Below are 10,916 nucleotides of genomic sequence, written 5' to 3'. Positions count from 1 at the left end.
GCCTGCACCTGGGTTGTAGTGCGGCGCACCGTTGTAGAACCAGTTGTCGCCGGTGCGAATCGCCTTGAACGGCGTGAACCAGCCGTAGCCGAAGATGTTCTGGATCGCATACACCTGCGGATTCCACAAGCCGATGCGATGTCCCGTGCTCTGCCGCAGCAACGCGGTGATGCCGTTGAGCTGCGGGGCCACGAAGCTGGTGCCGCCTTCGCCGCTGAGCAAGCCACCGTCGTTCGTCGACACGAACACATAGCCCGTTTCCGGATCGGCGTTCAAGGAAATATCCGGCACGTTGCGTCCCGCAAAATGGCTGGGCAATTTCAGTAGCGTGGTCGGACCGGCGCTGGGATCGTTATAGACCAGCGATTGGTCCGGTTCGCTGCGGCGAACGCCGAAGGTAAAGGCCTGATAGAACGGTTTGCGCCAGTAGACGCTCACGCCGCCACCGCCACCCACGGAGAACAGGTTGATCGGGCGTACGTACTTGTTGAAATAGGTCTGCAGGTAATCCCAGCCCCACACGCTTTCCTGTGTGACCGATTCGGTCGGACCGGTGCCGAATGCGTAGCTGTACGGCGTGGTGGTGCCGCCGGCGGCGGTGATGAACGGATCGGAGGCCGGCGAATCGACCGTGAGCGGCGCAGTGTATTCGCCCACGCCGGTGCCGTTGCCCAGGTCGCGCACTGTGTCGTAGGCGCCCGAGTCGCCCGAGGCGGCGAATAGCGACTGCCCCTGCACGGCCGCTTCCAGGAAGATCTTGTGGAACGCGCGCAGGTCGCCCACGTCGGTGGTGTCGGTGTTACTGGCGCCGGTGACGTTCAATGCGGCGAAATTGAAGATTTCCGGCAAGCCCCAACTGGTGGAGATGCTGTCGCAGGTGTTGTCGGTCACCGCTTGCGCGAACGCGTCGACGTACGCGTTGGTGGTGTTGGGGGCGTGATACACCACGATGTCCGCATACGGAGCGATGCCGCCCGATTGCTCCACGTCGATCGACGTTTCGCCGCTGCCGCCATCGATGGCGCCACCGCCATCCACCGGCACCAGCGAAATACGATTGGGTTTGGTGGCAAGGCCAATATCGGACCAATAAGTGGTCGCGTCGCTGGGATAGAAGTTCGACAGCGTCACGATGCACACGGTCGAGCCCTTGCCGACCACGCCACGCTTGTAAAGCGGATTGATGTTGTAGAAGTTGGCGACGTCGCCCACGGTGTACTGGCCGGGCACGCCCGAGGCGGTCGGATTGCCGTTCGAACCGCCACCCTTGACGGCCAGCGCGTTGGCCTTCGCGTTCTGCGTGCCGAGCGCGGCGAACGCGGGCGTGGAGACGTGATGCGGACGATACGCCTTTTCATTGCTCAAGCCGGTCGCGACATCCACCACGTCGGCAATGCCCGCGGGCAACTGCGGCGCGCTCGCGGGCTTGTGGAAGCTGCGGCCGTTCGTGCGCGATACGTAGGTATGGATGGACGTCTGGAACAACTGGCCGAACTGCCCCAGCGTGCCGCTGGTGCGAATGGCGAGATGGCTCGGCAGCACTTCGCTGCTCAGGCCCTGGCTGCGCAGATACGACTGCACGCGCGCGATCTCGGCATCGGTAGCGCCGTATTGCTGCGCGAACTGGCTGGTGGTGAGAAATTGTTGATAGTGCGCGCTGCCCGGCGTGACGGTCTGGCGGATGTAATCCTCCAGCGCGGCTTTATTGTGAAGTTTCAAAAACAGCGTGACGTGCACGGTCTGATTGGATGGCGCGGCACCTGCATCCACGGCAGGTTTGACGTCGGCGGCCAATGCGCCGGCACTGACGCCGGCCAACACGAGGGCAAGGGACAACGAAAGCGACTTGCGATGCAGCTTTGCAAACATGGTGCTCTCCCGAATAAGCACAACGACATGCCGTGTCCGCGTAGCAAAGGCCAAGGCACGCACCTTTGTCGCATCCACGTGAACGCCGTGGGTGCATGTGGCGTAGAAATTCGTTCCCAGCGACGTCGCCCGTCTCCCCTGACGATCGGCATCGAGCCGCTATCGACGAGCCTATAGCGCTACAGCAAAACCTGGAAGTGCCTGAGTTGCATGTAGGCGTGAAGGAAGTTCATGTGACAGCGAAATCTGAGCGCTTTTCTCGATCCAACGAAAACATCGCGCTTGCATGTGTAGTCCGTCTTCACGAGGAGTTGTGTGCAACGCATGTGCGTTGCGTGCAAGACGGATTGCGTAAGTGAATCCCTACCTTCGTTGAAGAATTTTCTTTAGGCAGCGGCGAAGCAATTCGTTACCTTTTGCAAAATTTTTACGCTCGCAACCGCTTCCCCCTCTGTGCGGTTCGCTGCGGTGGAATCTCTCTCAATCGATCAGGAGTTCACTCATGCGCAAGTTCGCAATCATCGCCGTCGCCCTGGCGCTTGGCACGGTTTCTTCCGTTGCTTTCGCCGATGGTGGCAATTTCTTCGTCAATGCCAATGCGGGTGCTTCGCACTACAGCGTCAGCAATCCGTACTCGGGCCTGGATAACAGCTTCAGCAAGACCGGCAAGGCTGGAGCGCTGCGCGTGGGCTATCGTTGGAACAGCGTGGTGGACTATGGCGTTGAAGCAGGCTATGGCTTCCTTGGCAATGCGACGGCGCGCGTCAATTACGACGGTGGCGGCACCGAACGCGATCAGGTGCAAACCCGTGGCTGGTTGCTGGGCGGCAACCTCAATTACAACATCACCGAGAACTGGTACGTCGGTGCTCGTGCAGGTTGGTTCCGCGCACGTAGCCTTTACGAATTTCGTTACATGAGCGACAACTTCAACGAATCGGGTCGCGATCGCATCGTCCGCACCGGCGAATATTTCGGTGTTGGCGGCGGCTACAACTTCAACAAGAACTTCAGCCTCGGTCTCGCCTACGACACCTACCGCGCGCCGGTGAGCGATACCAGCAGCAACCGCATCGGCATGTACTCGTTGCAGGCCGAATACCGGTTCTGATTCAAGGAGTTCTCCACTCCTTTTGCGGCCGCCCTGCGCGGCCGCTTTTTTATTCCCAGGGACGGATTGGGGCACAATAGGCCGGTTGTGCCCGGCGGACGCTCGCTTCGCCGGGCATTCTCTCCCCGCTAGAAGCCGCCGCCCATGACCACCATCAAGCAAGACGATCTGATCCAGTCCATCGCCGACGCCCTGCAGTACATCAGCTACTACCACCCGGTCGACTACATCACCAACCTGGCCAAGGCCTACGAGCGCGAGGAATCGCCGGCGGCCAAGGATGCGATGGCGCAGATCCTGATCAACTCGCGCATGGCGGCGGAAGGGCATCGCCCGCTGTGCCAGGACACCGGTATCGTGACCGTGTTCCTGAAGGTGGGCATGAACGTGCGCTGGGACGCCACGATGAGCCTGGAGGATATGGTCAACGAGGGCGTGCGCCGCGCCTACAACCATCCCGACAACAAGCTGCGCGCCAGCGTGCTGGCCGATCCGGCCGGCAAGCGCAGCAATACCCGCGACAACACGCCGGCGGTGATCAATGTCTCGATCGTGCCGGGCGATACGGTCGACGTGATCGTGGCGGCGAAGGGCGGCGGTTCGGAGGCCAAATCCAAGTTCGTGATGCTCAACCCTTCCGATTCCATCGTCGACTGGGTGCTCAAGACCGTGCCGACCATGGGCGCCGGCTGGTGCCCGCCGGGCATGCTGGGTATCGGCATCGGCGGCACGGCGGAGAAGGCGATGCTGCTGGCGAAGGAAGCCCTGATGGAGCCGATCGACATCCAGGAACTGATCGCCCGCGGCCCGTCCAACCGCGCCGAAGAGCTGCGCCTGGAACTGTACGAGAAGGTGAACGCGCTGGGCATCGGCGCGCAGGGCCTGGGCGGCCTCACCACGGTGCTCGACATCAAGGTCAAGGATTACCCCACCCATGCCGCCAACCTGCCGGTGGCGATGATTCCCAACTGCGCCGCCACCCGCCACGCGCACTTCACCCTGGACGGGTCCGGCCCGGTGATGCTCGATCCGCCCTCGCTGGAAGACTGGCCCAAGCTCACTTACGACGCCTCGAAGGGCCGGCGGGTGAACCTCGATACAGTCACCCGCGAGGAAGTGGCCAGCTGGAAACCCGGCGAAGTGCTGCTGCTCAACGGCAAACTGCTCACCGGCCGTGACGCCGCCCACAAGCGCATGGTCGACATGCTGAACAAGGGCGAGCCGCTGCCGGTCGATTTCAGCGGCCGCTTCATCTATTACGTCGGCCCGGTCGATCCGGTGCGCGACGAGGTGGTCGGCCCCGCCGGCCCCACCACCGCCACCCGCATGGACAAGTTCACCGAACAGGTACTGGCGCAGACCGGCCTGCTGGGCATGGTGGGCAAGGCCGAGCGCGGCCCGGCGGCCATCGAAGCCATCAAGAAACACCAGTCGGTGTACCTGATGGCCGTGGGCGGCGCCGCCTACCTGGTGTCCAAGGCGATCAAGGCCAGTCGCGTGGTGGCCTTCGAGGATTTGGGCATGGAGGCGATCTACGAGTTCGAAGTCAAGGACATGCCGGTGACCGTGGCGGTGGATTCGGCCGGCACTTCGGTGCACAAGACCGGGCCGCGGGAATGGCAGGCGAAGATCGGCAAGATCCCCGTTTCAATCGAATGACGCAGCGCGCTACGCGCGCCGCGTTCGCCTCCTCTCCCTCCGGGGAGAGGGTTGAGGTAAGGGGGCAAGGCTGGCGGAAAAAGGAAATCAGCGCATGGTTTCTTTTGAAATCGTCGCAAGCCCCGGCCCCTCACCCTGGCCCTCCCCCCCGGAGGGGAGAGGGAGAAAAAGCACCGCAAGCATTTAGCCATCCAAACGTCACCTCTATGCCGAATTTTCCGTTGCAATCCGGCTGACGCGTTGCAACACTGGGAAGATTGACTTTCCCGCAACCCTAGACAGAGAAACCGTGACCTCGAACGCCCCCGCGCCGCTTTCCGCCGGCGCACCCTGGATCGTGATGAAGTTTGGCGGCACCAGTGTCGCCACCCTGCCGCGCTGGCAGAACATCCGCGAACTGATGGCCAGCCGTCGCGCCGAAGGCGCACGCGTGCTGGTGGTCGTGTCCGCGCTGACCGGCATCACCGACGCACTCAAACAATTGTGCGCCCAGGAAGACAAAGGCAAACGTATCGAGGCGTACAAAGCGATCGCGCAACGTCACTACGACCTGCTCGATCACATGCAACTGTCCGTGCCCGATACCTTGGCCGCGCGTCTGCGTGAGCTGTCGAAGCTGGCTGAGGAAGGCCCGGCGGCGATGGGCGAGCTGGCGTGGTCGGCGCTGGTGCAGGGCCATGGCGAGCTGATGTCCAGCGCACTGGGCGCCGCATTTCTTTCCCACACGGGCCTGCCCACGCAGTGGCTGGATGCGCGCGATTGCCTCGCCGCGGTGGCGCTCCCGAACCAGAACGAGCGCACCAAGCTGCTGTCGGCGATGGTCGAAGCCAAACCCGATCCGGCCTTGAACGCACGCCTGGCGCAGCTCGGCGAGGTATTCATCACGCAAGGTTTCATCGCGCGCGAAGCGCAGGGGCGCACCGTGCTGCTGGGCCGTGGCGGTTCGGATACGTCGGCGTCGTACTTCGGCGCGTTGCTGAAAGCGCAGCGCGTGGAAATCTGGACCGACGTGGCCGGCATGTTCACCGCCAACCCGCGCCAGGTGCCGGGCGCGCGCCTGTTGCAGAAACTCGATTACGAAGAAGCGCAGGAAATCGCCTCCACCGGCGCAAAAGTGTTGCATCCGCGCTGCCTGTCGCCGTTGCGCGAACCGCGGGTGCCGATGCTGATCAAGGACACCAACCGCCCCGAACTGGAAGGCACCGTGATCGGCCCGGAAGTGCGCGAGCACGCGCCCAGCGTAAAAGCGATCAGCGCGCGCAAAGGCATCACGCTGATATCGATGGAATCGGTGGGCATGTGGCAGCAGGTCGGCTTCCTCGCCGATGTGTTCGCGCAGTTCAAACAGCACGGTTTATCGGTGGACCTGATCAGTTCGGCGGAAACCAACGTTACCGTTTCGCTCGATCCCACCGAGAACCTGCTCGATTCCGACGCCATCGCCGCGCTCGCCAGCGACCTGGCCAAGGTCTGCCGCGTGAAGGTGATTGCGCCCTGTGCAGCCATCACCATGGTTGGTCGCGGCATGCGTTCGATGCTGCATACCTTGTCCAGCGTGCTGGCGGAATTCGGCCAGTTGCGCGTGCACTTGATCTCGCAGTCGTCCAACAACCTCAACCTCACCTTCGTGGTGGACGAGAGCGTGGTCGACGATCTGGTGCCGCGCCTGCATGAAATGCTGATCGCGGCCGGCGCCTTGCGCACGGATGACAGCGCCCTGTTCGGACCGAGCTGGCAAAGCCTGTACGGCAGCGGCGAAACAGTCGCGGCGAGCGATGCATGGTGGCGTACGCAGGAGCGTGCACGCTTGCTTGCCCTCGGTGCCGAGGCGACGCCGCGCTATGTCTATCACTTGCCGACCGTGCGCAAGCAGGCGCGCGAGCTGAAGAAGCTCGGTGCGGTGGATCGCCTGCATTACGCGGTGAAAGCCAATACGCATCCGGCCATCCTGCGTGCGCTGGTCGAAGAAGGCTTCGGCTTCGAATGCGTATCGCCGGGCGAGCTGAAAGCGGTGATGGCCGCGGTGCCCGAATCCTCGCCATTGCTGTTCACGCCCAACTTCGCGCCACGCGAGGACTACGCATGGGCCTTCACCACGCGCGCCACCGTGTCGCTCGATTCGCTCTATCCGCTGGAGCATTGGGGCGACGTGTTCCGTGGCCGCGAAATCGTCTTGCGCCTGGATCTGGGCCGTGGTCTGGGCCATCACGAAAAAGTGCGCACCGGCGGCAGCGGTAGCAAGTTCGGCTTGCCGGTGGATCAGCTTGATGCGTTCCTGCGCCTGGCCGATACGCATGGCGTCACCGTGCGCGGCCTGCATGCACACCTGGGCTCGGGCATTCTGGACGTCAAGCATTGGAGCGAGGTGTACAGCCAGCTCGCGACGATCGCCGAGCGCATCGGCAGCGTGGCTTTCCTGGATATCGGCGGCGGCCTCGGCGTGCCTTCGCATCCGGGCGAGGCACGACTCGACATTGCGGCGCTGGAAGAAACGCTGCGCAAGGTCAAGGCGGCGTATCCGCACTACAAATTGTGGATGGAACCGGGCCGCTACCTAGTCGCCGACGCCGGCGTGCTGATCGCCCGCGTGACGCAGCAGAAGGGCAAGGGTTCATGGCGTTATCTGGGCGTGGACACCGGCATGAACAGCCTGATCCGCCCCGCGCTGTACGACGCCTGGCATGAAATCGTCAACCTCACCCGCCTGGACGAGGCGGCCACCGCGCTCTACCAGGTGGTCGGCCCGATCTGCGAAAGCGGCGACGTGATCGGTTCCGACCGTCGCCTGCCCGAGGCGCAGGAAGGCGACGTGATGCTGATCGCCCAGGCCGGCGCATACGGCAAGGTCATGTCCTCGCCGTACAATCTGCGGGATGAGGCGGAAGAGATCATCATTGAGTGATGCTTTTAACCCCCTCTCCCCTCCGGGGAGAGGGTTGGGGTGAGGGGCCAGCCTCGCCAGATGTAGAAAGGAAACTCAGGGATGAAGCGCATGAATGTGCGCAAAGCGCGGGAGCTGCGCAGCGGTAAGACGGATGCGGAGCAGTTGCTGTGGTACCACCTGCGAGGCCGGCGGTTATCCGGATGGAAGTTTCGCCGATAGCATGAAATCGATCGTTACATCGTCGATTTCATTTGCTCTGATGCCGGTCTGATTGTGGAGTTGGACGGCGGGCAGCATGCGGAGCAGATGGAAGAAGATGAATACCGCACACGACGGTTGAACCAACTAGGCTTTCGCGTGCTGCGATTTTGGAACGATGACGTTTTGACAAATATGGAAGCGGTGCTTGAGGTGATTTTGGAGGCTGCGGCGAGCGTGGCCCCTCACCCCAACCCTCTCCCCGGAGGGAGAGGGAGTAAAGCGCGGGGCAGGATGGCGCACTCGCCGCACAACCCCCTCTCCCCTCCGGGGAGAGGGCCGGGGGGAGGGGCCACCCTCGCGAAGGAAGTGATATAGAGCCGGAGTTTGTTGAGTGACCCACCCGATCCAGCCGCGCCTGACCCAGGTCTTCCGCTTCGTACGCCGCAGCTATGCCGATGGTGTGGCCGAGCTGGTGTATGCCTTCGACCAGGGCGAGGAGTTGATCGAACGGGTGCGTTTTCCCGCGCCGCCCGCGTTAACGCCCGAGCGCAAGCACGCCTTCGATGCGGCGCTGAAGCTGCTGCATTACATCGCCGGCGTGAGCTACTACAAAGCGGGCGTGCCGCCGAGGATCGACGTGGCTGATGGTCCGCTCGACGACGCCACGGCGGATCTGCTCGATGCGCTTTATCTGCACGGGCTGGCCGAGTTTGCCTACCGCAATGGCCTGGATCTGCGCGGGCGCATTGCCTTCCCGCGCTCCGGCGAGCCGCCGGGCAAGGTGGAAGCGCCGGCGCTGCATCTTCCCCGGCGCACGCTGGTGCCGATCGGCGGCGGCAAGGATTCGCTCGTCGCCGTCGAGGCGATCAAGCAGGCCGGTGGCGAGGCCACGGCGGTGTGGGTGGGCAATTCGCCGTTGATTGCCGCCTGCGCCGAACGCACCGGCTTGCCCATGCTCAACATCCAGCGCGAACTCGCGCCCGGCTTGTTCGAGTTGAATCGGATCGGCGCCTGGAACGGCCATATTCCGGTGACAGCGGTGAATTCGGCGATCCTCGCCGTCGCCGCCGTGCTGTACGGTTTCGACAGCGTCGCCTTCGCCAACGAGCGTTCCGCTTCGGCGGCCACGCTGGAATACGAAGGCCAGCAAGTGAACCACCAATGGAGCAAGGGCTACGCCTTCGAGCAGCTACTCGCCGATTGGCTGCACACGCACGTCGCCGCGGACCTGCATTATTGCTCGCTGCTGCGTCCGTATTCGGAGCTGGCGATCACGCGCGCGTTCGCCAAGCTCACGCCTTACTTCGACGTGTTTTCCAGTTGCAACCGCAACTTCAAGATCCTTGGACCGAAGCCGGCGGACCGTTGGTGCGGGCAATGCCCGAAATGCCATTTCGTGTTCCTGGCGCTGGCGCCGTTCCTGCCCAAGCCGCGTCTGCTCGCGATTTTTGGCCGCAACCTGCTGGATGACGACACGCAGGCCGCCGGTTTCGATGCCTTGCTCGAATACCACGATCACAAACCGTTCGAATGCGTAGGCGAAGGCGCTGAAGCGCGTGCCGCGATGTATGCGCTGAGCCAGCGCCCGGAATGGCAGGAGGATGCGCTGGTGGCGCGCTTCCGCAGCGAAATCCTGCCGCAGCTCGACGTATCGCAGCTTGCATTGGAACCATGGCTGCACGCCGCAGGCGAACATCGCGTGCCGGCCCGCTTGCGTGCGGCGCTCGAGGCGATTGGCTGACATGCGCATCGCCGAGCTTGCCGGGCAGCGCGTCGCCATCTGGGGATTCGGACGCGAAGGACGCGCCGCGATCCACGCCTTGCGCAAACGTCTTCCGGAATTGTCGCTGGCGCTTTATTGCAGCGAAGCGGAAGCCGATGAGGCGCAGGAATTTGATGCGAGCTTGCGCGTCTACCCGAACGAACCCGATGCCGTCGCACTGAGCGCCTACGACGTCGTCATCAAGTCGCCGGGCATTTCCGCGTACAAGCCCGCCATCGTCACCGCGCAGGCGCAGGGCACGCGCTTCACCTCCGGCACCGCCTTGTGGTTCGGCGAAAATCCGCAGGCGCGCGTGATCGCCGTCACCGGCACCAAGGGCAAGAGCACCACCACGGCGCTGATCGCGCATCTTGCGCGTACCTCGGGTGTGCGCACGGCCTTGGCCGGCAACATCGGGCTGCCCTTGCTCGAACTGCTCGATCAAAGCGCCGACCTGTGGGCGATCGAACTGTCCAGTTTCCAGACCGGAGAAGCTGGCCCGCTGGAACTGGGGGTCATCACCAGCCTCTACGAAGAACACCTGGACTGGCACGGTTCGCGCGAACGCTACGTGGTCGACAAGCTCAAGCTTGTCGACGTATCGCAACGCCTGCTGGTGAACGCGCAACAGCCATCACTGCTGGAGAAGACCGCGCATCACACGCAACGCCTGTTGTTCGGGCAACCGGAAGGCTGGCACGTGGCGGAAGACTCCATCCGACGCGGCGATGTGGACATATTTCCGCTGGCGCGCATTGCCGTGCCCGGCGCGCACAACGCACTCAACGCCTGCGCTGCACTCGCCGCGCTGGAAGCGATGGGTATCGACGCCGTCAGTGCTGCGCCTGGTTTGGCCTCGTTCCATCCACTGCCGCATCGCCTGCAGCCGCTGGGCGAGCGCGATGGCCTGCAGTGGGTCAACGATTCGATCAGCACCACGCCACAGGCTACGCTCGCGGCATTGGAGAGCCTGCATGGCAGGGAAGTCACGGTGATTGTCGGCGGTCACGATCGCGGCCTGGATTGGGCGCCTTTCGTCGAGGCGACGACATCACGCACGGCCTTGCGCATCGTGACGCAAGGGGCGAACGGTCCGCGCATCGCCGCCGCCTTGCGCGCCGCCAAGTCGGAAGTACCGATGGGCGATGTCGACAAGCTGGCCGATGCGATCGAGATGGCGCGCATCATTACGCCGGCAGGCGGCACGGTGCTGCTATCGCCGGGCGCGCCCAGCTTCGATCAGTTCCACGATTACGCCGAACGCGGACGTCGTTTCGCCGCGCTGGCCGGGTTCGATGAGCAGAAGATTGCAGGTATCGAAGGCTTAGGTATCGCGTAACCCCAGTAGGTTGGGTAGAGGCGCAGCCGAAACCCAACGTGATGATGGAAATGGCAACGTTGGGTTTCGGCTGCGCCTCTACCCAACCTAC

6 protein-coding genes and 1 pseudogene are annotated in these 10,916 nt (G+C 63.3%); 6 read left to right on the top strand and 1 reads right to left on the bottom strand.

Going from position 1 to position 10,916, the window contains the following annotated elements:
* Positions 1 to 1,869 (bottom strand): S53 family peptidase (locus ACTHNE_RS15600; RefSeq protein WP_440269733.1); only part of this gene is annotated, 1,869 nt, incomplete at its 3' end.
* Positions 1,870 to 2,371: 502 nt separating this feature from the next.
* Here ACTHNE_RS15600 and ACTHNE_RS15595 point away from each other — a divergent pair.
* The 6 genes and pseudogenes from ACTHNE_RS15595 to murD all read left to right on the top strand — a co-directional run bounded on the left by ACTHNE_RS15595 (position 2,372) and on the right by murD (position 10,825).
* Complete coding sequence (locus ACTHNE_RS15595; RefSeq protein ID WP_324946008.1) at positions 2,372 to 2,980, top strand: outer membrane beta-barrel protein; 609 nt, start codon at positions 2,372 to 2,374, stop codon at positions 2,978 to 2,980.
* A gap of 144 nt (positions 2,981 to 3,124) precedes the next feature.
* A complete protein-coding gene (locus tag ACTHNE_RS15590; protein WP_440269732.1) occupies positions 3,125 to 4,639 on the top strand; it encodes a fumarate hydratase in 1,515 nt (504 codons plus the stop codon).
* Positions 4,640 to 4,928: 289 nt separating this feature from the next.
* A complete protein-coding gene (locus ACTHNE_RS15585) occupies positions 4,929 to 7,541 on the top strand; it encodes a bifunctional aspartate kinase/diaminopimelate decarboxylase (RefSeq protein WP_324946001.1) in 2,613 nt (870 codons plus the stop codon).
* Positions 7,542 to 7,622: 81 nt separating this feature from the next.
* Positions 7,623 to 8,099: pseudogene (locus ACTHNE_RS15580) on the top strand (endonuclease domain-containing protein).
* Positions 8,100 to 8,115: 16 nt separating this feature from the next.
* On the top strand, positions 8,116 to 9,465 hold the full coding sequence (gene murL / locus ACTHNE_RS15575) for a UDP-N-acetyl-alpha-D-muramoyl-L-alanyl-L-glutamate epimerase (RefSeq protein WP_324945997.1): 1,350 nt from the start codon (positions 8,116 to 8,118) through the stop codon (positions 9,463 to 9,465).
* Between the two features lies 1 nt (position 9,466).
* Entirely contained in the window at positions 9,467 to 10,825 is a 1,359-nt protein-coding gene (gene murD / locus ACTHNE_RS15570; protein WP_324945994.1) for a UDP-N-acetylmuramoyl-L-alanine--D-glutamate ligase, read from the top strand.
* Positions 10,826 to 10,916 lie beyond the last annotated feature (91 nt).

This window comes from Dyella sp. (genome assembly GCF_051954575.1).
In the GTDB taxonomy this organism is placed as follows: domain Bacteria; phylum Pseudomonadota; class Gammaproteobacteria; order Xanthomonadales; family Rhodanobacteraceae; genus Dyella_B.
The sequence above is the reverse complement of the archived record's forward strand: the minus strand, read 5'-3'. Positions and strand labels throughout refer to the sequence as shown.

Excerpts from the sequence above, each read along its gene's own strand:
- ACTHNE_RS15595 (WP_324946008.1), top strand. The coding sequence starts at position 2,372 with ATGCGCAAGTTCGCAATCATCGCCGTCGCCCTGGCGCTTGGCACGGTT.
- ACTHNE_RS15590 (WP_440269732.1), top strand. The coding sequence starts at position 3,125 with ATGACCACCATCAAGCAAGACGATCTGATCCAGTCCATCGCCGACGCC.
- murD (WP_324945994.1), top strand. The coding sequence starts at position 9,467 with ATGCGCATCGCCGAGCTTGCCGGGCAGCGCGTCGCCATCTGGGGATTC.